Annotated in this window: 17 protein-coding genes; 7 read left to right on the forward strand and 10 right to left on the reverse strand. The window is 45.9% G+C overall.

The annotated features are described in order from the left end of the window. Positions 1 to 84: 84 nt before the first annotated feature. The 3 genes from cydC to trxB form a co-directional block, all read right to left on the reverse strand. Complete coding sequence (gene cydC / locus FIU99_RS06430) at positions 85 to 1,806, reverse strand: cysteine/glutathione ABC transporter ATP-binding protein/permease CydC (RefSeq protein ID WP_006958929.1); 1,722 nt, start codon at positions 1,804 to 1,806, stop codon at positions 85 to 87. After that, entirely contained in the window at positions 1,799 to 3,586 is a 1,788-nt protein-coding gene (gene cydD / locus FIU99_RS06435; protein ID WP_006958928.1) for a cysteine/glutathione ABC transporter permease/ATP-binding protein CydD, read from the reverse strand. The genes cydC and cydD overlap by 8 nt, the downstream gene beginning before the upstream one ends. 112 nt (positions 3,587 to 3,698) lie before the next feature. Next, positions 3,699 to 4,661, reverse strand: a complete 963-nt coding sequence (trxB, locus tag FIU99_RS06440) for a thioredoxin-disulfide reductase (RefSeq protein WP_006958927.1) — start codon at positions 4,659 to 4,661, stop codon at positions 3,699 to 3,701. 397 nt (positions 4,662 to 5,058) lie between these two features. Here trxB and FIU99_RS06445 point away from each other — a divergent pair, with 397 nt between their 5' ends. From FIU99_RS06445 to FIU99_RS06455, 3 genes are all read left to right on the forward strand, one after another. After that, complete coding sequence (locus tag FIU99_RS06445; protein ID WP_031343163.1) at positions 5,059 to 5,718, forward strand: 2OG-Fe dioxygenase family protein; 660 nt, start codon at positions 5,059 to 5,061, stop codon at positions 5,716 to 5,718. After that, positions 5,702 to 6,937: a cysteine desulfurase-like protein gene (locus FIU99_RS06450; RefSeq protein ID WP_006958925.1), complete on the forward strand. Its 1,236-nt coding sequence runs from the start codon at positions 5,702 to 5,704 to the stop codon at positions 6,935 to 6,937. Before FIU99_RS06445 ends, FIU99_RS06450 begins: the two co-directional genes overlap by 17 nt. 134 nt (positions 6,938 to 7,071) lie before the next feature. Then, the gene (locus tag FIU99_RS06455; RefSeq protein WP_006958924.1) at positions 7,072 to 7,905 is read left to right on the forward strand and encodes a TauD/TfdA family dioxygenase; all 834 of its coding nucleotides are present in this window, start codon (positions 7,072 to 7,074) and stop codon (positions 7,903 to 7,905) included. Between the two features lie 22 nt (positions 7,906 to 7,927). On the opposite strand, the gene FIU99_RS06460 is transcribed toward FIU99_RS06455, so the two are convergent. Both FIU99_RS06460 and FIU99_RS06465 read right to left on the reverse strand, forming a co-directional pair. Continuing rightward, positions 7,928 to 8,953: a hypothetical protein gene (locus FIU99_RS06460; RefSeq protein ID WP_152472133.1), complete on the reverse strand. Its 1,026-nt coding sequence runs from the start codon at positions 8,951 to 8,953 to the stop codon at positions 7,928 to 7,930. 66 nt (positions 8,954 to 9,019) lie between these two features. Further along, positions 9,020 to 9,763 (reverse strand): SGNH/GDSL hydrolase family protein, encoded by a 744-nt coding sequence (locus FIU99_RS06465; RefSeq protein WP_006958922.1) that lies wholly within the window; start codon positions 9,761 to 9,763, stop codon positions 9,020 to 9,022. Between the two features lie 285 nt (positions 9,764 to 10,048). On the opposite strand from FIU99_RS06465, the gene FIU99_RS06470 reads away from it, so the two are divergent. After that, positions 10,049 to 12,796 carry a pitrilysin family protein gene (locus tag FIU99_RS06470; protein WP_006958921.1) on the forward strand — a complete coding sequence of 916 codons (2,748 nt, stop codon included), beginning with the start codon at positions 10,049 to 10,051 and terminating at the stop codon, positions 12,794 to 12,796. A gap of 72 nt (positions 12,797 to 12,868) precedes the next feature. Here the strand turns inward: FIU99_RS06470 and FIU99_RS06475 are convergent, their stop codons facing one another. The 4 genes from FIU99_RS06475 to FIU99_RS06490 all read right to left on the reverse strand — a co-directional run bounded on the left by FIU99_RS06475 (position 12,869) and on the right by FIU99_RS06490 (position 16,827). After that, the gene (locus FIU99_RS06475) at positions 12,869 to 13,693 is read right to left on the reverse strand and encodes a DUF2797 domain-containing protein (RefSeq protein ID WP_006958920.1); all 825 of its coding nucleotides are present in this window, start codon (positions 13,691 to 13,693) and stop codon (positions 12,869 to 12,871) included. A gap of 325 nt (positions 13,694 to 14,018) precedes the next feature. After that, the gene (locus tag FIU99_RS06480) at positions 14,019 to 14,765 is read right to left on the reverse strand and encodes a vancomycin high temperature exclusion protein (protein WP_019276088.1); all 747 of its coding nucleotides are present in this window, start codon (positions 14,763 to 14,765) and stop codon (positions 14,019 to 14,021) included. Then, on the reverse strand, positions 14,765 to 15,094 hold the full coding sequence (locus tag FIU99_RS06485; RefSeq protein ID WP_019276089.1) for a DUF3392 domain-containing protein: 330 nt from the start codon (positions 15,092 to 15,094) through the stop codon (positions 14,765 to 14,767). Before FIU99_RS06485 ends, FIU99_RS06480 begins: the two co-directional genes overlap by 1 nt. 44 nt (positions 15,095 to 15,138) lie before the next feature. Next, a complete protein-coding gene (locus FIU99_RS06490; RefSeq protein ID WP_006958916.1) occupies positions 15,139 to 16,827 on the reverse strand; it encodes an NAD-dependent malic enzyme in 1,689 nt (562 codons plus the stop codon). Between the two features lie 144 nt (positions 16,828 to 16,971). On the opposite strand from FIU99_RS06490, the gene FIU99_RS06495 reads away from it, so the two are divergent. The 3 genes from FIU99_RS06495 to FIU99_RS06505 all read left to right on the forward strand — a co-directional run bounded on the left by FIU99_RS06495 (position 16,972) and on the right by FIU99_RS06505 (position 20,717). Next, positions 16,972 to 19,320, forward strand: a complete 2,349-nt coding sequence (locus tag FIU99_RS06495; protein WP_039951766.1) for a helicase-related protein — start codon at positions 16,972 to 16,974, stop codon at positions 19,318 to 19,320. A gap of 224 nt (positions 19,321 to 19,544) precedes the next feature. Continuing rightward, entirely contained in the window at positions 19,545 to 19,922 is a 378-nt protein-coding gene (locus tag FIU99_RS06500; protein ID WP_006958914.1) for a hypothetical protein, read from the forward strand. A 165-nt stretch (positions 19,923 to 20,087) separates the two neighbouring features. Continuing rightward, positions 20,088 to 20,717, forward strand: coding sequence for a hypothetical protein (locus FIU99_RS06505; RefSeq protein WP_006958913.1), 630 nt, complete (start codon positions 20,088 to 20,090; stop codon positions 20,715 to 20,717). Positions 20,718 to 20,777: 60 nt separating this feature from the next. On the opposite strand, the gene FIU99_RS06510 is transcribed toward FIU99_RS06505, so the two are convergent. Further along, a complete protein-coding gene (locus tag FIU99_RS06510) occupies positions 20,778 to 21,968 on the reverse strand; it encodes an amino acid aminotransferase (protein WP_152472134.1) in 1,191 nt (396 codons plus the stop codon). Positions 21,969 to 22,171: the final 203 nt, after the last annotated feature.

Here is a 22,171-nt window from a genome sequence, read left to right on the forward strand (position 1 = left end):
TTTCCAATTACGACAAACCCTGTATGAATGAGAGCGATTGGGAGGCTGGGATAAAAAAGGGGCAATCGATATTGCCCCTTGTGTTTATAGCGTTTGGTTGAGCGCGAAATATCGCCCTTGTTTTTCAAGCAGCGCCTGATGGCTGCCATGCTCAACTATCTGACCTTGCTCAATCAGACAAATGGAATCCATCTTATCAAGGTCGACTAAACGGTGAGTGATGAAGACGACCGTTTTGTCTTCAAAATGCTGTTCAAACAGCTGCATAATTTGTTGCTCAGTTTGCTTATCTAAGCCTTCGGTCGGCTCGTCTAATAACAAAATAGGGCCATTATGAAGCAGCGCTCTAGCGATACCGATGCGGCGTTTCTCACCTCCGGACAATTGGCGACCACCATCACCTAACCAAGTATCCAAGCCCTGATCATCGAGTAGTTTTTCAAGTCCTACTTTAGTTAGAGATTCGCTTAGCGCTTCATCATTGGCATCAGGGGAGGCCATCAACACGTTGTCACGCAAAGTGCCATTCAAGATATCAACCCTTTGGCTGACCACGCTGATTGCCTGACGAAGCTGGCTTTCACTCCAATGACGAATGGATTGGCCAGCAATCTTAATGTCGCCTTGCTGGGTGTCCCAATAGCGATTCAGCAACTGCATTAATGTCGATTTACCGGAACCAGTCTGACCTACCACTGCGATGCGGTGCTTGGCAGGGATTTGCAGGCTAATGTCTTGCAGTGTATTTGAGTCGCCATCCGGATAACGGAAAGTGACATTCTCATACTCAATTGAATATGCGTTGTCGTGCTGCGTGTTCTGCTCTGGGAACTGAACGTCGGGCTCGGACAAGATGATGTCGTTTAATCGACGTGCTGAAGTCAGAGTTTGACCCAAATGCTGGAAAGCGCCGGCAATTGGCATAAGAAGCTCGACACTGGCCATTGTAGCGAATACCACCAAGGCAACCATAGGGTCAGGCATATTACCGCCGACCCCATCTGCCGCTAGCCATAGCATCAGAACGATCGTCCAACCATTGGCAAGCATCAACAATGCTTGTGCTAAACCTGCAAAGTGAGCATTAAAATGCTGATTCTTCAGCAAGCGTTCTTGCACATTTAAAATCGCATTGCGGTAACGCTCTTCGGCTCCAAACAGGGTTAGTTCGCTGTAGCCTTGTAACCAATCCAATGTCGTGATACGCAGATCGGCCTTGTTCTGTGTCAGCTCTGCGCCATTGGTTTTACCTAATTTGTAGAACAACACTGGCCAGATGAGCAGTAAAGCCATAAGAATGGCGCCAAGCGTTAAGCCGAGCTCCATGTCAAACCAGCAAATCAGCGCTGTTAAACCTAGGATGCCAAGTGTGCCGACGACCATAGGGCTGACAAGGCGAAGATAGACGTGATCCATCGCGTCGATGTCGGCAACTAGGCGATTGAGTAAGTCCGCATCACGCAGGTTTGAAACTCGACCCGGAATTAATGGTGCTAGCTTAGAGAAGAAGAAAATACGCAGGTCGGTCAGTAGCTTGAAGGTGGCGTTATGGCTGACTACGCGTTCCCCCCATCGACCAGCGGTGCGTCCCATAGCAAAGCCACGGACAAAAGCCCCTGGCAGCATGTAGTTGAAGGTTTCTCGGGCGATAGTTAGCCCGGCCACTGCAGCGGCAGATAGGAACCAACCTGACAAAGTAAGCAGGCCAATAGAAGCAAATAGAGTCAGGAAGGCCAGCAGCATTCCCAGCGATAGGCCGAACCAGTGCTTTTTATACAGTTTTAGGTAGGGAACTAAATCACGCATCGAGATTCCCCTTATTGGCTTGGTTCAGAGCGTAATTCGCCTGAAGCATATTTTGGAATAACCCCTCTTGATTAGAGAGTTCGTTGTAGTGACCACTTTGAACAATCTCGCCGTTTTCCATGACCAGAATCTGTTCAACGTTTTGTAGAGGACTGAGCTGGTGGGTGACCATCAGCGTTGTTTTACCTTCGACCTGACCAGCTAACCCTTGCATGACCAATCGCTCACTGCGTGCATCCAGACTTGCAGTTGGTTCATCAAGCAACCAGAACTGACCGTTTTGAACCATTGCCCTTGCCAAAGCAAGTCGTTGTGCCTGACCGACGGAAAGGCCACCAGAGCGGTCGGATACCGCGTAATCGAGCCCGTGTTGTTCAACGAATTCTGCTGAGAAAGACTCTTGCAATGCGTTTTGGATGGCGTGATCTGAAACGTTGTCTTTGCCCAACGTGATGTTGTCACGAATAGAACCATGTAACAGCAATGGGTTCTGGCCAACCCAGCTGATTTTTTCCCGCCAGTTTTCGAGATTCAGCTCTGTTCTCTCAATGCCATTGATGGTGAGTGACCCCTGATATGGGAGGAATCCGAGTATCGCATTGATTAAGCTGGTTTTGCCGGCGCCACTTGGGCCAACTAAAGCTGTTGTCTGAGCTGTCGATAGTTCAAAACTCACCGGACCAAGCAATTTAGTGCCTTCAGGTGAGAACACCTCTAAATCTTTTGCTTGGATGGAAATAGCGTCATTCGCGCTGAGCGTTTTGTCACCTGAACGAACAGCACTGACATCTGTATCAAGAAACTCAACAATGCTTTCAGCAGCCCCAACCGCTTGTTGCTTCGCGTGATAGAAAGTGCCTAAATCACGCAGCGGCTGATAAAACTCAGGAGCCAGCACCAGAATGAACAGACCAGCCATCAAGGTTACACCCGCGCCATAGTCGCCAAAGTTAAGCTCGCCGATAAAGGCAAAACCGAAATAAACGGCTGTCAGTGCAATGGAAATAGAGGTAAAGAATTCCAGAACGGCAGATGAAAGAAACGCAATCTTAAGTACATCCATTGTGCGAGTTCGGAATACTTCAGAAGCCCCGCGCATCACTTCAGTTTCTGCTTTGGTTCGATCAAACAGACGAATGGTGGTCATTGACTGTAAACGGTCATAAAAGTGACCGGATAAACGCTGTAATGCTTTGAAGTTCTTGCGGTTTGCGTCGGCCGCTTTCATCCCGACAAGGGCCATAAACATCGGTACCAATGGGGCGGTCAGCAAGAAGATTAGTCCAGCTGCCCAGTTCACTGGGAAGACAACAATAAGAATCACAAAAGGAACCAACACAGACAAGGACATCTGTGGCAGATAGCGAGCGAAGAAGTCATGCATATCTTCTACTTGTTCAAGCAACAATGTTGCCCACGAACCAGCAGGTTTACCTTTGATGTAAGCAGGTCCTAACTCTCGGAGTTTGTCGAGAATTAGCTGACGTATATAGATACGAATTTGCTCGCCGCAGCGATAGCCTGCTATCTCTCGGCCCCACGAGCACAGCGCTCGAACGCCAATGACGGCGGCTAAACCTAGAAAATAGGGAACAAGTTCATATTTGTCGACCTGTTCAATGATCAATTGATGAAGAATGGTGGCGAGCAAGGCTGCTTGAGCTAACAAGAACACGCTTGAAAGTACGCCGAGGCCAACAGCAATCATCAGCCAGCGTTTCGCTAACTTACTTTGCTGCTTGAGCCATTTATTCAAGCTGCGCTGTTTCTTTTTGTCCATCGTGAAGGCTTAATGATAATTATTATGACTAGTCGAAGCTCGCGATTATACAAAAGAAAGCCTCGTGGGAATACCACGAGGCTTTAAGGATTTGAGTCAAAAATGAAAAATATTATTTACTGTCTGTAATAGCGTCTAAATAACGTTCTGCATCCAGTGCGGCCATACAGCCTGTTCCAGCTGACGTGATCGCCTGACGGTAGTTGTGATCCATGACGTCACCAGCGGCGAAAATACCAGGAACACTAGTCTCAGTTGCATTGCCTTCAAGGCCCGACTGAACGATGATATAGCCGTCTTTCATCTCTAGCTGGCCTTCGAAAATGCCAGTATTAGGTTGGTGACCAATTGCGATGAAAGCACCCATCACTTCTAGCTCTTCAATAGAATCTGACTTGGTGTCTTTAATGCGAACGCCCGTCACACCCATATCGTCTCCGGTGACTTCTTCCAGAGTACGATCGGTATGCAGAATGATGTTGCCGTTTTCGACTTTGTCCATCAAGCGTTTAACCAGAATCTTTTCGGCTCTGAAGCTGTCACGACGGTGAATAAGGTGTACTTCTGAAGCAATGTTAGAGAGGTAAAGCGCTTCTTCAACAGCGGTGTTGCCGCCGCCCACAACCGCCACTTTTTGGTTACGGTAGAAGAAACCATCACAGGTTGCACATGCTGATACACCACGACCTTTGAACGCTTCCTCGGATTCAAGGCCAAGGTACTTGGCAGATGCACCAGTAGAGATGATCAACGCATCACACGTGTATTCGCCACTGTCGCCCTTCAATCGGAATGGACGCTGGCTGAAATCAACTTCGTTGACATGATCAAACACGATTTCTGTCTCAAAGCGCTCGGCATGCTCTTTCATGCGATCCATCAATGCTGGTCCTGTTAGACCTTCAGGATCACCTGGCCAGTTCTCAACTTCAGTTGTCGTAGTTAACTGACCACCTTGTTGCATGCCAGTTACGAGTACTGGATTAAGATTAGCGCGTGCAGCGTAAACCGCTGCTGTATAGCCTGCAGGACCAGAACCAAGAATAAGTAGCTTACTGTGTTTTACGTCGCTCATTTGTGCTCCATTAGCGGTGACGCTTATCAATTTCTTTCGATTGTATGGAATAGTGGGGGCTATTGAAAGCGTTAGCAAGTCGCGGAAATGTAATTAATGGTTATAGATTAGAACGCAAACGATAGCGCTTTCAAAGCCTAATTTTACTCTTAACCGATTGAGCTAAAAGATATATACCGCTGTTAATAGATAAGTCATCTGAATTTTGGAGTTGCGAAACTTGTAAACTGGTTCGTATAACTGAAATTTTATAAATTATTGGATTAAAGTTCTTAATTATTACTTTTGTTGGATGTAAGTGCTGATATTTGTTGATCTGGCGATATAAATGCGCAAATAATAATTGTGAATAAGATGTTAATCCTATATTTCAGTGTGAACATTCATTAAGGAGATGATGATGTTACATAACCGCGAAACAACTTTGCAGCTTACAAAGCTAAGTGACTCTGCTTTTGCACAGTTGGCGCCGTCTTTTACAAAGCTACCTAATACCGAGCATGCAGATGGAAAATTCCGTTTGCGTCGTTACTCTGTGATTCAGTTTAAAGATGGTCAGGTTATTGATCTTCAAAAAAATGAGTTCATGCAAACGGATGACATTAACCGTTTTCAGGGTAATGTCGTGCGTCAATTCGAGCCGATTGAAACACCGACTCTCCAAAGTGAAGGTATGCGTGAAATTTGTCAGCTTTTTGTAGATGCCAATAAGCTGGCGGACGGTCAGGAAATTGAAATTCACCAAATGCGAATCTCTGCGATTTTTGATGAGACGCAGGTAGCCCCTGAAGGCGTGCATCAGGATGGCTTTGAGCATATTGCTCTGATCGGGATGGGGCGCCACAACATCGAAGGCGGTGATGTGATGCTATACAGCAGTTTCAATGAGGCGCCTTTCTTCCGTAAAGTTCTGCAAAACGGTGAAGTCGCTATGCTGGCTGACAACAAGCTATGGCATAACGCGACGCCTATTCGCTCTGTTATTGAAGGCGAAGAAGGGTATATGGACGTATTTGTACTAACCGCGAAGGAAGCCGTGAATGAACTTCACTCCTAATTTGGTACGCGCACAGTTTCGTGCGCTACAGCAAAGTCACAATGATCTACCAGTGATGTTTCTTGATGGACCGGGTGGTTCACAGGTGCCAAATTGTGTGCTTGAAGCGATGACCGCGTATCTGGGCTTTTTTAATTCGAATCTTGGTGGTCACTATTTTTCCAGTGCTCATACCACCGATTTGATGAAACAAGCGAGAGAGTCTGCAAAGACGCTAGTGAATGCAGAGTCGAGCGACAACATTGTCTTTGGCGCCAACATGACGTCTCTCACTTTCCAGCTTAGCCGAGCGATCAGTCGTAACTGGCGAGCGGGTGACGAAATCATTGTTACGTCTCTCGATCATTATTCTAATGTCTCTAGCTGGCAGCAAGCGGCCGATGATAAGCAAGCGAAAGTCCTTCAGGCTCGAGTTAACGAGCAAGACTGCTCACTAGACATAGAACATTTGCTATCGCTGATCAGTCCCCGGACTAAACTTGTTGCGCTGACTTACGCATCGAATACCACAGGCTCGGTCGTGGATGTGAAACGTGTAGTTGAAGCAGCGCACAACGTCGGGGCGATGGTTTACGTTGATGCAGTGCATTACGCGCCGCACCATCTGGTCGATGTTCAACAACTGGGTTGTGATTTCCTTGCTTGTTCTGCTTATAAGTTCTTTGGCCCGCACGTTGGGATTGCCTATGTTGCACCTAAGTGGCTGCAGGCTTTACAGCCATATAAAGTCGAGCCCGGAACCAATATCGGTCCGGGGCGATTTGAAACCGGAACTCAGAGCTTTGAAGGATTAGCAGGTGTTATTGCTGCAGTGAAGTATCTGGCTCAATGGGGCAACGATGGTGATGACCTTCGCACTCGACTGATCGACTCTTTCCAGCAGTTCAATCAGCATGAATCGGCGATCAGCGAACGTTTTCTTGCTCGTTTAGCGGAACTGGAAGGTGTGACTTTATTAGGTCGTGATGAAGCCAACAGTGAAGTTAGAACACCAACTTTTGCTCTGACTTTTGACAACCATTCGCCTGAAGAGATCGCTAAGAAACTTGGTAAGCGCAACATCTGTGTCTGGAACGGACACTTCTATGCACTTGGCTTGGTTCGCCAACTTGGTCTTGAGGAATCAGGTGGTGTTGTTCGAATTGGTTTCATGCACTACAACACATTGGAAGAAGTCGATATCTTGTTTGATGAATTGAAACTTATCTTAGGGCAATAGAGCGGTCCGAGATTTTTTATCTGGCTTTTGAGCCGTTATAAAGACCCTCATGTAGGGTCTTTTTTGATCGTGCGAAAGGAATTATTCTATCTGACGGTCTGATTTCTCTAAGCAGGATGTAATAAGGATAAGCCGTGAATCTAACACCGCTCTCAGAGCACATTGGCGCTTTAGTTGAAGGCGTTGATCTTTCTAATCTGAGTGAGCAAGAATTTGATGCTCTGTACCAAGCGTACCTCAAACATAAGGTATTGTTCTTTCGAGATCAGGGAATGACACCGCAGCAACAGATTGGGCTGGCAAAACGTTTTGGTGACTTGGAGCCGGTACACCCGTTTTTTCCTCACCTAGATGACGAAGAGCAAGTGGTTGTGATTGAAACTTCTCCCGGTAATCCCCCCGGTGAAAGCTTCTGGCATACAGATTTAACCTGGCAGGCTACGCCGTGTCGTTGTTCTATCCTGCAAGCACAGCATTGTCCTCCGCATGGAGGAGACACCATTTGGACATCGATGGAAGCGGTATGGTCAAGCCTAACCAGCGATGATCAACATACTTTACGGGGACTAACGGCGACACATGGACTGCATGCGTTTGAAGGCAGCCGTTATGATTCCGTTAATGAACAAGGGGAGAGCCACGTAGCGACAGTATCTCAAGGCTATCCACCTGTTAAACACCCTCTTGTTGTCCGTCATCCGGAAACAGGCAATCTGACCGCGTACGTCAATGAGCAGTTTACCCATCGTATTAACGAGCTAGAAGAAAGAGAAAGTCGAAAACGGCTCGAGCAACTGTTTGCTTTAGCACGACAGCCTGAATATCAGGTACAGTTTTCATGGCAACCGGGCTCTGTTGCTATCTGGGATAATATCTGTACTCAGCATTTTGCTGTGACCGATTATGGCGATCAGCCGCGCCGACTTCATCGTGTGACGGTTCGTGGTTCTGATTTGCTGCCAGCCTAAACCATGCCGAAGTGAGCGCCGCCTAGTTTCTGCCGTATACGCGTGGGCGCTCAAATCGATAGAAACCTTGTTGCTCTTCTTTTTCGAGCGTGGACGCCTGATCGCCAAAGTAGTCGGTACGAAGTTGAGTTAGCTGATTGTCTAACTCTTCGCCGGATAGACTGGCTAACAGTGCCTGCCTTTCCCCCATATATTGGTAGCCAATTTGCCAGCGAAGCTCATTTTCTTCATCCTGCTTTGCCGCCTTTTCGATTTGTGATTCGCTATAGCCTAAATCTCTGCGGATGCTGGCTAGCTGCTGCGCTCGTTCGTAGGGAGACATGTTGCTCAAGTCATGTTGGACAGAATCAAGACTGAAGAAAGTGCTCGCCATCATTGCAGGGCTAAGGATTTTTCCTCCAGCTTGTTCTGCAAAGTTGGTTTCAATGGTGGCTTTGAGTGTAAAAAGACGCTGATTGATTTCCATATCATAAGCGCTGTTGAGCAATTCAATCGACTTTTGCGTATCAGCGATTCTTTGCTCCCGCTCGGCAAGCTCTGCTGACCAAATGATATCGGCGTCGTCGCCAAACAGTTCACGTCGTTTTGCCCACACCGCTATTTGTTTCTCTTCAAATGTCATTGCGAGTAGAGGCTTCATTTCAGAGAGTAGCCATTGTTCATAATCCTCCATCAAAGCGATTTTCTCAAAGATGATGTCTGCGTATTCCGGAAAAGCTTGTTTGATCACCTCATGAAAAAGGGAAGGGGATTGGTCTGGGTATTTTTCTGCCAGGTAGTCTCTAAAATCACGCAGTCCAACCTGAATTTCAATTTGGTTGATACGATCCTTAAGCTCATTTTGCAATTGAATCGCGAGGCTATTGACGATGTTGAATGCATTACGTTCTTCTTGGTCAGTGACTCGGTCAGACAACACTTCGGCGGAGTGAACCGTACTCTCATCCGCAGACAAGATGACAGGAACACTGTTGATTGCGATAGGCGCAAACCAAACTCCCACCCCTACAATGGCACAAACGGCTGAAGCCCACACCCACTTACTCATTCTTTTCTCCTTATCAGTTTTCAACAGTTCACCGGTGGTTGCCCACCGGCGATTGAATTTAAGTCACTACAGTACGGCTTGTAGGTAAGGCCAGATTAGCTGCGCCAATTTTTGAGAGCCCGATGTGGTGGGATGAATATTGTCTGACAAGACATCTTCTGGTGCGATGTAGGGTCTAGGGTCGACAAACTGACAAGAAACTGTGGTGTTTGTACACGCATCAGCCAGACGGTTATCGCCAAAGTCGATAGCCTGATGAAGGTTTTCCTTATCACCAGTGGTGTAGTAATAGCCTAGGTAAATCACTTGCTGAACACCATTTTGGTCCATTTCGTTTAGCAGGTTCACGGTCTCGACATACACATCGTCAACCAAGCTTTTACATTTACTGCTTAATTCTGGGCGATACCAAGTGGTTTTACACTTATGAGGGTCAAAGACAGCTGCGGGCAACAAGATGTCGTTACCGCCGCCATCCATCACAATGACATTAATGTTCGGGTCATCACTCTGAGCATCTTGATATTGCTCAACAACAGGTTTGGCGACAACCCCTCCACTCAGCTTTGCGCCGCTTAAGGTGTAATCACGGAACGTGGTATTGGCCATTTCTGGCCCTTCAAGAAATTGCTGTAGTTCTCCTGAAAGATCAAAAATGGAATCGCCCAGTGTAATCACATCGTTGCGTTCAGCTTCGGTCACGTAAGGGTTCCCCACACACCCTGCAAGTAAAGCGAGCAGTGCCGTGGTTGTTGCCGCTTTAAGTAGAGGTGAAGAGCCAACGTTTCTGTTCTTTTGTGTTGTTTTCATTTTTCTTCTCACTAATAGATTGACGTTAAGCACCAAAATCGTGCTCCAATTGAATTTAGTTGGCATATTGAAATGTTTCAAAGTATTGAAATAAAACATATTTAATGACAAAAGACTCAGATATTTCGTGAGAGCTATGCACTGAACGCGTGTTCGTTTGAAAAGTATTCATCTAGGGGGAGAAGAGGGACGTTTGTAAGTAAATTCTCATTAAATTGACTATCGACATTAATACGTTAGAAGTTATATTTCGGGTAAATATAAAAACAAAGAAGTATGGCTATTATGAAGAAAGTCCTGATTTTGTTCGTCTTACTGCTGACTGGTTGTGCTCAGCAAAGTACGAGCATTCCTACTCAGCAAGATACTAACTGGACGTCTGGTCAGTTAGATAACGGGCTGCGATACCACATTTATCCTCTTGATACCGAAGCGATATCTCTTCGCTTGTTTGTTCATGCTGGCTCCTTGGAAGAAACGCCAGACCAACTTGGATACGCTCACTTTGTCGAGCATATGGTATTTAACGGCAGTGAAAACTTTACGCCAAATGAAGTCATTGAACTGATGGAGAAGACGGGAGCAAGTGGACACGATGTCAACGCTTATACCTCGTATGAGGAAACGGTCTACACACTGAGTTTGCCTAATCAAGATGAACTGGATAAGGCAATGCTTTGGTTAAGAGATGTTGCTAATCGTGTCACATTCGCGCCAGATGAAGTCGAGCGCGAGAAGGGCGTTGTGCTAGCGGAATATCGCCGTGGTGTTCCTGAACATCTGTCTTTCTACGATAAAGTATATGAAAACAGCGTGAAAGGGACGCCTTATGAAGGAAAAGACGCGATTGGTACGCCTGAGACTATCCAAAATGCGACATCTCAATCACTTAAAGCGTTTTATGATACTTGGTATCAGCCTCAATCAAGTGAACTGATTATCGTAGGGGATGTTAAGCGTAAAGATGCAAAAGCTTTAGTTGAGAAGATGTTTGCCGATTGGCAGCCGACCAATGACCTACCACCGCCGGTTCGATCAAAAGCGGAGATCAATAAAGGCGACTTTGTTGCTCAAGTGGGTATCGATGAACCGTCAGTGGCCGGACTGACATTCTACCTTGGTAATGATGTGCTTTTAACCAGAGAAGATCGTATCGAATACTGGAAGGATAACATTGTCGCGCGATTAATATCACACCGATTGGACGCTGTGTACTCAGAGCATGCGTTACCTTTGCGTGGCTTTGATTCCAGTATCTACACCAGTGTTAATGAACGGGTATACGATACGTCTATTGCATTTTCTTCTCAAGACAGAGATACCGTCCAGCCTCTGTTTTTGAAGACTTTGGCGTCAATAAGGGATCATGGTGTGAGTCAGGAGGAATTAGACGTAGTAATGGCAGAATATCGAAGCAGTCGTGAACATGCAGATGATGATTGGTTTCAGCGGGGAGCTGAAGATTTTGCTGAAGACCGAACGTTCCAATTGGCAGAAGGTGAACCTTCTCAGTCGTTAGCTGATTACAAACGCAGCCTCGATCAATTACTGCAGACAACGGATATTGAGGTCATCAATCAACATGCACAAAGTATGCTATCTTATTCATATGATATGTTCGTCGGTACTGATCGCACAGAATCGGTTGAGCAAGTGAAGCAAACTCTACCTGAGTGGAAAAGCATGTATGGAATGCCTGGTGTTGCCAGTAATCGTATTAGTACAGACGTAGATGGATTGATTGAAGTTGAGTCAATTAACCCTTTGCCTGACGCCACAAATGGGAAAAATGGAGAAGTAATCTGGTCTTTGGATAATGGCATTGATGTGCTATTTGACCCTGAAAATGACAGTGATTTTGCCCACATTGTATATATGTCGGCAGGGGGTAAAGCTGTATTAGACAGAGAACTGCTACCCGCATCTCAGTTGCTTCTTGCGACGATTATAAAGAGTGGCGTCGGTCAGTTTAATGGTACGCAGCTCAAGTCATATGTCCGTAAGAACAACATTGATGTGCAAAGTTACATTAATGGCACAGAACACGGCTTTGAAATTAGTGTTCCCAAAGAGCAGGCCAATGATGCTCTCAAGCTTCTGTACAACCTAATGGCGTATCCCAAGTTCAGTGAACAGCAGCTCGAAGTGTTAAAGAAGGAATACTCTGATGAACTTCTGTCTTACCTTAAATCTCCACTTGGTCAATGGTATGACGCGATTGAGACTAACACCTTCGCACCGCAAAGCGTCTATTTTCCTACCTACGCTCATGACTTTGAAAACGTAACGGTAGATCAAGTTCAACAAGCGTATGATGAGCTATTCAGAAAGTCTCGCAATAGCAAACTGGTGATTGTGGCAGGGTTGGAGTCATCGCAGGTTGTGCATGGCGTGAAAAATTATGTTTCGACGATTCCACTAGAAGCGGCAACAATGCCGTCTTATCAGGTGAATTATAATGAGCGCTCCGATAGCAAAGTTAATCTAGCGATTAACAATGAACAAAACAGCCGTTATACATTGCGTGCCATCAATAAATCGGCACGGCCTCAGGATGCAAAGCTGGCATTGGTTGATAAAGTTATTCAGCGTATTTTAGCCAGACGATTAGATGCCTACGTGCGTGAAGAGCTGAGCTTAGATTATGCACCCGACAACTTTTATTCTACCGACCACAATGAGCCGGCAACCGATTGGACGCTCGAAGCGCAAGTTGCAGCGGAAGACCTACCTAAAGTGGAGCAGGCTATAGACAAGGTCATTCAAGAACTTATCGCTGCAGTGACTCAGGAGGAGTTAACTATTGCTAAGGAGCAGTTGGATGTGTACCTCGAAGACACGATCAACTACCCCTCGGATGTCGCTTGGTTCCGTGCTTTAACCTTAGTGAATGGTTTTGGTGAGGAAGCCTTTGCTCAGGCAAGAGAGGTGGCAAAAACAATCACGTTAGATGACGTGAGAGTTCGTATTGTTGAATCATTTGGTCAAAGTGCAGATAAGTACAAATACATACTCAGCCCGCTAGACCAATAAGCCTCCGTATGACAAAAAGCCCTTTCATTTTTTAGTGAAAGGGCTTTTTAGTTATTTCAATGTATCTTTGAATTAAGCGCTGACTTCGACTTCGTAGGAAGTGAATTTGCGGATGTTGATAACACCAGTATCAAAAATCATATACTGACCTTTGATCCCCTGTAAGACGCCAGTCACGTCAGGGTTCTTATCAAAATTATGCGACGTGATTTTTGTTGGGTGCTGCAAAACTGGGTAGCTGATGGAGGTGATATCAGCGCTGAGTATCTCAATCGCATCATCACCGAATTGCTGTTTGATCTCAGCGATTTTGTCCTCAACCAAAGGCAATAGCTCTGCAAACTTCTCTTCAAGTGGCATTGGTTCGCCATCTTCTTTCAACAAAGTTCGCCAGTTAGTTTTATCTGCAATGTGCTTTGCCAACTCAACTTCTATCAGCCCTGAGATCTGACGAGTCTTTACTTTGAATATTGGTAGACCTTGGGTTGCCCCTTGATCAATCCAACGTGTCGGGATCTGTGTGTGGCGGGTAATTCCGACTTTGAGGCTAGATGTATTCGAAAGATAGACGAAATGATCAACCATGCAGTTATCTTCGCCCCACTGCGGCTCGCGACATGTGCCTTGATCATAGTGACACGTTTCCGGTTTCATAATGCACATATCGCAGCTGGCGAGTTTTTTCATGCATACAAAACAGTGACCTTGGGAATAGCTCTTCTTAGTCTTTTTCCCACAAGAGCTACAAAAAATGTTGCCCGTGTAAGTCAAGGTGATGCTCTGGCCGATGAAAGGTTTGAGGTCGACGAGTTCTTCGCCAACCGGAAGACGATAGTGAACCTCACCATCTAAGGAAGCACGCATTTTACTCAGCGTACCTTTTGCGATTAAAGACATGACATTGCTCTTTTTTATATTTTACAGCTCTTATATGGATTGGTGTTTTAGTCGAGCTGTTTTACTCAGAGCTAGTGTAGCAGAGAAAGCGATTCGGCAATAATGCTACCTTTGCTACCATACAAAAGTGCTAGTTTTTATAAAGAGAATTATGGAGTTGAGACGAAGCCAGAAGTTGGTGTTATCGGTACAACGGCAAGCACGGCAAAGCTTTATCTGGCATCTATTTAGATTTCGATTTTTTAAACAGAACAATGATAAAGCTGACGCGAGCAGATGAAGCTTTGTACCAAGCGAAAACTAATGGGTGCAACCGAATTAAAAATTAGTTAGTAATCGCTTCGTTTTCCATCACGCTTTCTTCAACCACGAGCTGCTCCGCTTCGTTTGTATTAATCGGCTCTTTAGGACCAAGGAACTTTGGTTTGGCTCGGGTGATATACAGGTCAAGCACGGCTTTAGCGCGGGCAAATACTTCTCTCAACCTTATTTGATAACCAGAGTGTGTTGATGGCCCCGGTACCGCGAAGCACTTAGCGTTGATATTGTGAAAATTGGCGATGAATAATGCTCGCTCGCAATGGAACTTTTGAGTGATGATCAAAAAGTTATCAGTGTCGAAAATCTCTTTTGCGCGGACAATAGAATCGAGGGTGCGGAATCCAGCGTAATCGAGATAGATATGATTTTCTGGCACTTCAGCCTTAAGCAAATCACGCTTCATCGTCCAAGGTTCGTTGTAGGAACGGTGAGCATTATCACCGCTTAACAGAAAGTTATCGACTTTGTCATTCTGGTATAAATCAATCGCGGCGTTAATACGATTGGTGTAGTAATCATTGAGGATCTTGCCGAGATATTTACTCGTTCCCAGCACAACGGCAACATCGAAATTGCCGATTTGTTCTGGGTTGGTATAGAGCTGATCTTTGGTCTGATAAGAGACCCAGCGGTCAATCAAGAACAGGGAAATAGCCGCGCAGATAAGCAGGAGTGGGATATAGCGAAGCCCCTTTAGCGCGTAGGCTAAATAATGGTCAGAGGGTTTAGGTCTGTGAAAGAGTCTTCGCACTAAATTTGTCGATTCCGTTGAGCCCATGAACCAATCAATATAAAGCTGACAATAATAATTGAGAACATGATGCCAGCGTCCATATCACGCAATGTCCGAGCGAGGTAAGGGGTTGCTTTAACAATGATTAAGCCGTAACCAAAGGCGTTAATCAAGACAAATACTACGGTTCTGAGTACAAAGTTGTGGTTTCGCAGCGTTCTTCTTAGCAAAGTGTTGATCTCGCCCCCTGCCATCACAAGGAAGCAAGCAATTAGAGCTGTTGATATTTCAGTTAAATATGGGAGTAAATATTTTCCCGCAGGGGAAAGGAATTCAAAAATCATCATAAACAAAAAAGCCCCTGTTACCAGGGGCTGAATCAATATAGAAATTAGAATGAAGTACGCTTGTAACGACGGTAAACCGGCTGCCAGAAGTGGTTTTCAATCGCTTCTTCTAGCGCTTCGTCAGTGATTTCAAGCGCGACACCTTGTTCAATGGCTTTCTTCGCTACTGCAAAGGCGATCTTCTTCGATACCGAGTGGATTGCTTCAAGAGGCGGCAATAGTGCACCTTGACCATTAATCGCTAAAGGTGAGCATGTCGCTAGTGCACGGCTTGATTCCATAAGCATTTCGTCAGTAACGCGCTTCGCCTGTACTGCAAGTACACCTAAACCAATGCCTGGGAAAATGTAGCTGTTGTTACATTGAGCGATTGGGAACGTCTTACCTTCGAATACAACCGGATCAAATGGGCTGCCTGTCGCGACCAAAGCTTCGCCATTTGTCCAACGCATAATATCATGCGGTGTAGCTTCGACGCGGCTGGTTGGGTTCGACAGTGGGAATACGATTGGGCGTGGGCAGTGTTTATGCATCTCCTTGATAACATCTTCACTGAACAAGCCAGGCGCGCCAGATACGCCGATAAGTACCGTTGGTTTTGCGTTGCGCATAACGTCAAGCAGTGAGTAACCATTACCTTCCGCTTCCCAGTCACCCGTGTTGCTGTGCTTTTGAACAAGGCGTTGTTGGAAGTCGAGTAGGTTAGGCATACCTTCCTGAAGTAGGCCCCAACGGTCAACCATGTATACCTGAGAGCGTGCTTGCTCATCAGAAATACCTTCAGATACCATTTGAGCGATGATCGCTTCTGCGATACCACAACCTGCAGAACCGGCACCAAGGAAAGTTACACGTTGTTCAGACAGTTGTGTGCCAGCCGCCTGACATGCTGCCAGTAGTGAGCCGACAGTAACAGCAGCTGTGCCCTGAATATCATCGTTAAAGCAACAAATACGATCTTTGTAGCGCTCTAGCAGAGGCATTGCATTTTTCTGTGCGAAGTCTTCGAACTGGATAAGGGCATCTGGCCAGCGGCGCTGAACAGCCTGAATAAACTCTTCAACGAATGCATCGTATTCAGAGCCAGTAATTCGTGGATGACGCCAGCCCATGTACATTGGATCTGCAAGACGCTGAGGGTTATTAGTACCGACATCCAATACGATTGGTAGTGTGTAAGCCGGGCTGATACCACCACACGCTGTATATAGAGCTAGCTTACCGATAGGAATACCCATACCACCAATGCCTTGGTCACCAAGACCAAGAATACGCTCACCATCCGTTACAACGATGACTTTTACATTGTGGTTGGATGCATTGTTAAGTAGGTCATCGATGCGGTCGCGGTTAGCGTAAGAGACAAAAAGACCACGGCCACGGCGATAGATGTTAGAGAAGTTTTCACATGCCGCACCTACAGTTGGTGTGTAGATGATAGGCATCATTTCAGAAACGTGGTTCTGCACTAAGCGGTAGAACAAGGTTTCGTTAGTATCCTGAATATTACGTAGGTAGATGTGTTTATCCATATCGCTTTCGAAGTTGCGATACTGCTGGTAAGCACGTTCCACTTGTTCCTGAATTGTTTCAGTTGTTTCTGGTAGCAAGCCTTCCAGATTAAAAGATGCTCTCTCTTCCGCTGAGAATGCACTGCCTTTATTGAGAAGAGGCGTACTAAGAAGCGCTGGACCAGCGAAAGGAATATATAAGGGGCGTTTGTCGTTATTCATCACTTGCCTATTGTCGTAGGGTCTTAAGGAACGGGAACCAGAAAATGATAGGGATTAGTGATCATATTGTAAACCGAATATTCATGCATTCTGGCACAGATTAAGTATATACTTTCCGCCTTTTCCATGATCTCAACGCAAACGATGTTCAGCTTACCTATAGATACCCTCAAAACCGACTTTCTGAACCTTCTTTCTGCTCACCATATGATAGTAGAAGCGGAAACTGGCTCGGGCAAATCAACCCGATTACCACTATGGGCGGCGGAACAGGGGAAAGTGTTAGTAATTGAACCTCGGCGTATCGCCTGCACTTCATTAGCGCAGTTTCTCGCAGAGCAGAAAAATGAGCCGCTTGGCCGTTCAGTGGGTTATTCGATTAAGCTGGAAAACCGCTGTGATGAGGAGACGCAGATTGTCTTCGTGACTCCGGGCGTCGCACTACGTTGGTACTCTGAAAATCAACTCAACAACTTTAACACCATTGTTGTTGATGAGTTTCATGAGCGCCGCTGGGACACCGACTTGCTGGTGGCATTATTGAATCAGCATAACCAACATCGCTTAGTGATTACCTCTGCGACCATTGAAGGTGAGAAGCTTGCACGTTATGTCGGTGCCGAGCGTCTGCAGGCAAAGGGACGTAATTTTGAGGTAGCCATTGCTCATCGTGCTGGGGATTCAAGGCAACTGCCGGATAGCCGAAATCTGGAGGAAAAAGTTCGGGCAGAAGTGGAAAGCTTACTTGATCTGGATGGTGACATTCTGGTCTTCTTGCCGGGGCGTAAAGAAATTACCCAATGTCAGAGCGCACTCGCGCATATTGAAGAGCTGATAGTAGCGCCGCTGCATGCCTCAGTCACCGATAAACAGCGAGAGATTGCTCTCAACCAGCAAGAGAAGCAGAAAGTGGTGCTCGCGACTAACATTGCTGAAACCTCGCTGACCATACCGAATGTGGTTGCCGTTGTTGATTCTGGTTTGGAGCGACGTACTGAGCAAAGAAACGGCAAAACTACTCTGAGCCTAAAACATATTTCTAAAGCGAGCGCGAGACAACGTAGCGGCCGCGCGGGTAGGGTGATGGATGGCATCTGTATTCGCTTGTATGGCGAACATGCGGCGTTAGCGGACGTTACGCCACCAGAGCTTCATCGGGAAACACTCACCGAAGCCATGTTAGCGTCTGCCAGTTGTGGGTATTCTCTTTCTGAGCTGAGCTTTTTGGAACCATTGCCAGAAAAGTCGTTTGCTCAGGCAACAAACATTTTGCGTGGAATGGGGGCTATCGATGAATCCGGTCTAGCGACTGCGCACGGGCAACGTATTTACCCGCTTCCGATTGATGCTTTGTATGCTGATTTGGTGACTCGTATGCCGCAGCGAAAGCTGCAAGAGGCCATGGTGGATCTAACCGCAGTGCTGGCGACGCCAGCGTCTCTGTATCGTTTGTCTTCAAATGAAGAAGCACTAGAGCAGCTTGGTAAAAAAGAAGAGCCTTTGGGGTGTGATGCAGAAATAGCTATTAAAGTAGTGCGTGGGGACGTGCTTTCTGGTGTGACCATTGATCAGGATGTGCTCAAAGAAGCACAGGCGCTTTGTCAGCAAATGCGGGCAGTATTCGAGCTACCTGAGCTTAGTGTTGCTTCTCGTTACTCTCACGATGAGTTGGTTGAAGCAATCGCATCTCTGCATCCTGAGCTGTTGTTTGTCAGAAGAGAGCGGCGCCGCGAAGCCCTAGGTAACGGTCAAATGGAAGTCACTTTGGGCCGTGCAAGTCGTTTGCCTGACAACATTGAGGCGGCACTGGTGCTGGATACCCACAGCTTACCGGGCCGTGGTGTTAAACAAACACTGACTCTTGCTACTGTGACGATGCCAGTCAGGCTTTCTCTTTTTGAAAAGTTAGAGATTGGTGATTGGGTGGAAGGCGATGTGGTCAGTGTGGACGACGTTCCTCATATAGAACTCCATATGATGTACGCTGGGCGAAAAGTGGCCTCGAAAAAAGCCCAAGCACAGGGCGAGCTTGCGATTAAACCACTACTTGAAGCCGTTAAGCGTGAAGAGCTGCTACCGGGATTTGCTAAACAGCGGCATCAACAGATCGAACACTGGAAATTGTATCAATCACTGGATAAATCCTCTGGCTCGCCGATTCAGGAATCGTTGACATTCGACTCTTGGTTTACTGAACAACTCGAAATGTTGGAATTAACAGATATTTCGGAGCTAGAGATGTTTAGCGCAGACGATTTTCCTTTTGAAGGCATTCCTTACTGGGAGTATGAAGATTTTGCTGCCATGTATCCGTTTGAACTCTACATTGGTGATCTGCAATTGAGCGTCGAATATCAACCGATGAAAAAGCTGGTGTACGTGGTGTATAAATCGGGTTTACGTAAAGGTGACCCGAAACGCTGGGAATTACCGAGATGGGCAGGTTGGCGTGTGCAATACAAAAAAGCGAGTCGAATAGTAGATATCCGCTAGCCAGAATAATTACCCATTGGCTTAGGATAAATTTTGACCCTGAAATATTACGCAACTGATTACCCATGTCTCTATCTTGTGCATCTTTTGTTATCGGGTTGGTTTTGATATAGCTTTTTGACCAAAAAAATGGGTATAAAAGATGATTGTTTTATATCCTATTGCTATATGGCTAATGATAGACGATATTGAGGACACTGTGTTGCCTACCAGAGGAGATTGATATGGAACATCAGGGCAAGACAAGTGTTGTATTCGACTATACTTCTTTTCTTGGCGCGTCGTGCAGTAAGAAATGGACTTTCTTAGAAGCAATGAGTACCTTCGCACCTATTTTCAGCCTGGCTTGGAAAAGTACGATTAAAGAAACGGTATCGGCGGAAGATCGCTTGTGGGATCAGGCAATGAAATCCTTGTCAGCAAGCCGCAGTGATGAGTCCAATATTCTGACACTAATGCAACTGGCAAGAAGTGAAGGCATTGAAGAGCTGAAACTGGTTATGCCTTATGAATTAGAGCTAGAGCAAATCGAAAAACTGAGGACCCGTTCTAATACTCACATTGAAAGCCATCAGCAAGATGAGTTGATCATTACCTTCTAAGGCCCGAGCTCGGGCCTTTCTCTTTTCTGATAATCCTATTTATCTCTCAATAACTTGCGTCAAACTGATCTATACTTTCAAATCCAGAACGGCAGTCATTTCTCATTATCGAGAATGCGTTCTCTCTCATACACTGGCTTTATTCGTCTGTATAAAGAGGTATTCATGGAAGTAAAACTGCCTTATCTCCTTGCTCCAATGCTTTTGGCGGCGTCATTGTCTGCTTACGGGCAAAGTACGACTAACAACCTCAATTACAACTTTCTATACGCGGACTTAAGTGCGGGCTCGCTTGGTGAGAATTTAGGGGTGAACAGCAATGTGACTTCTTTAGCGGTGGGCGGCAACGTGCTTATCGACAATCAATTTCTCGCTACATTGGATTACGAAGCGAGGTTCATCCATCCGCAAAACACCACCACAGAAATTTATACTTTACTGCCTGGTGCCGCATTTAGGTATCCAATAGAGGATAAGTGGGATTTGGTCGCAGGCGCGAAAGCTGGTTATATTTGGTCAACTCAAACCAATGATATTACAGATGCGAAGATTTCGAGTGACAACAAGTTCATGTGGGGCGGTGATTTAACGCTTAAATATGAATTCAACAAGTTCTGGGAGTTGTCAGTGACAGGTGGATTACGACGGAGCGATATTCTGGACGAGGATATCTTTAATATGCGTGGTGATTATCAGGTGTCGACGAAATTGGTCTTCGGCGGTTTCTATACGCATCGAAACAATGGTTCAACGACGACCAATGAAGGTGGCGTGAGCCTACGGTATTTGTTCTAGTTGTTATTAAACAAAAAAGAGCCAGCATCAGCTGGCTCTTTTTTATTGGATTTTGGTCGCTTATAGAACAGCTGCCAGTGCTTTACAAAGTGGTAGCATGTTCGAACGAGTCATACCTGCTACGCTGATGCGGCCTGAACCTACGATGTAGATGCCGAACTCATCTTTAAGGCGAGTCACCTGTTCTTTTGAAAGACCAGAGAATGAGAACATACCGTTTTGACGTTCAATGAAGCTAAAGTCAGCGTCAACGCCTTGCTCTTTCAGTGTCGTAACAAACAGCTCGCGCATGTCTTGAATACGGTCGCGCATTTCTTTTACTTCCGCTTCCCACTCATTGCGCAGTTCTGCATTGTTAAGAATGTGCGTCACAACTGCGCTACCGTGTGCTGGTGGGTTAGAGTAGATAGAACGGATGATCGCTTTCACTTGAGAGAATGCTGTGCGCGCTGTCTGCTCTGATTCCGCAACCAAGGTGAATGCACCTACACGCTCGTTGTAAAGGCCAAAGTTCTTAGAGAACGAGCTCGCGACTAAGATCTCTTTGTTGTATTTAGCAAAAATACGTAAACCTGCCGCATCTTCTTCAACGCCTTTCGCAAAACCTTGGTAAGCGAAGTCGAACAGAGGTAGTAGTTTTTTGTCTGCTATCAGTTTGGCTAGTGTTTCCCACTCTTCAAGCGTTGGGTCAATGCCCGTTGGGTTATGGCAGCAGCCATGAAGAAGTACAATATCGCCTTCTGATGCTTGTTCAAGATCCGCTACCATTGCCGCGAAATCTTTATCTTTTGTTTCAGCGTTGTAGTAGCTGTACTGAGCAGTTTCGATACCTGCTGCAGTGAAGACACCATTGTGGTTAGCCCAAGTAGGGTTGCTGATCCAGATCTTCACATCACCCAACTGACGCTTGATGAATTCGCCTGCAACGCGCAATGCACCAGTACCGCCAGGAGCTTGAGCAGTTTTTGCTAGCTTGTTAACAACGATGTCAGAATCTGCACCAAACAGTAGTTTCTGCACCGCTAGACCGTACTCAGCTGTCCCTTCGATAGTTAGGTATGACTTGGTCTTTTCGCTTTCAATCAGTGCTGCTTCCGCTTTTTTAACGGTTGCAAGAACAGGGGTTTCACCTTGTTCATTTTTGTAAATACCAACGCCAAGGTTAATTTTGTCTGCGCGAGAGTCTTTTTTGAACTCTTCTGTCAGTCCAAGGATAGGATCTGCAGGTGCAGCAACTACTTTTTCAAACATAATTGTCATCCATGTTAGTCGAAGGGAGGATATAAATATTTCGGTTATTTATACCTTATCTGCGCTTGCTGAGACAACATCAACCAGTAAGAAAATTACAAAATAGGCACATTTTGTTATCACTCAACGCATAACCTGCATTTTTCCAATAAAAAGCAGGTCAAAAGCGACTGAGTTAAGCAATTAGATGTGAAGTCGTTGGA

Source organism: Vibrio sp. THAF64, from assembly GCF_009363455.1.
Classification (GTDB): Bacteria; Pseudomonadota; Gammaproteobacteria; order Enterobacterales; family Vibrionaceae; genus Vibrio; species Vibrio coralliilyticus.

Bases quoted from the DNA above. Each gene is read 5' to 3' on its own strand.
- cydC (WP_006958929.1), bottom strand. From the start codon at position 1,806: ATGCGTGATTTAGTTCCCTACCTAAAACTGTATAAAAAGCACTGGTTC.
- cydD (WP_006958928.1), bottom strand. From the start codon at position 3,586: ATGGACAAAAAGAAACAGCGCAGCTTGAATAAATGGCTCAAGCAGCAA.
- trxB (WP_006958927.1), bottom strand. From the start codon at position 4,661: ATGAGCGACGTAAAACACAGTAAGCTACTTATTCTTGGTTCTGGTCCT.
- FIU99_RS06445 (WP_031343163.1), top strand. From the start codon at position 5,059: ATGATGTTACATAACCGCGAAACAACTTTGCAGCTTACAAAGCTAAGT.
- FIU99_RS06450 (WP_006958925.1), top strand. From the start codon at position 5,702: ATGAACTTCACTCCTAATTTGGTACGCGCACAGTTTCGTGCGCTACAG.
- FIU99_RS06460 (WP_152472133.1), bottom strand. From the start codon at position 8,953: ATGAGTAAGTGGGTGTGGGCTTCAGCCGTTTGTGCCATTGTAGGGGTG.
- FIU99_RS06465 (WP_006958922.1), bottom strand. From the start codon at position 9,763: ATGAAAACAACACAAAAGAACAGAAACGTTGGCTCTTCACCTCTACTT.
- FIU99_RS06470 (WP_006958921.1), top strand. From the start codon at position 10,049: ATGAAGAAAGTCCTGATTTTGTTCGTCTTACTGCTGACTGGTTGTGCT.
- FIU99_RS06475 (WP_006958920.1), bottom strand. From the start codon at position 13,693: ATGTCTTTAATCGCAAAAGGTACGCTGAGTAAAATGCGTGCTTCCTTA.
- FIU99_RS06485 (WP_019276089.1), bottom strand. From the start codon at position 15,094: ATGATGATTTTTGAATTCCTTTCCCCTGCGGGAAAATATTTACTCCCA.
- FIU99_RS06490 (WP_006958916.1), bottom strand. From the start codon at position 16,827: ATGAATAACGACAAACGCCCCTTATATATTCCTTTCGCTGGTCCAGCG.
- FIU99_RS06495 (WP_039951766.1), top strand. From the start codon at position 16,972: ATGTTCAGCTTACCTATAGATACCCTCAAAACCGACTTTCTGAACCTT.
- FIU99_RS06500 (WP_006958914.1), top strand. From the start codon at position 19,545: ATGGAACATCAGGGCAAGACAAGTGTTGTATTCGACTATACTTCTTTT.
- FIU99_RS06505 (WP_006958913.1), top strand. From the start codon at position 20,088: ATGGAAGTAAAACTGCCTTATCTCCTTGCTCCAATGCTTTTGGCGGCG.
- FIU99_RS06510 (WP_152472134.1), bottom strand. From the start codon at position 21,968: ATGTTTGAAAAAGTAGTTGCTGCACCTGCAGATCCTATCCTTGGACTG.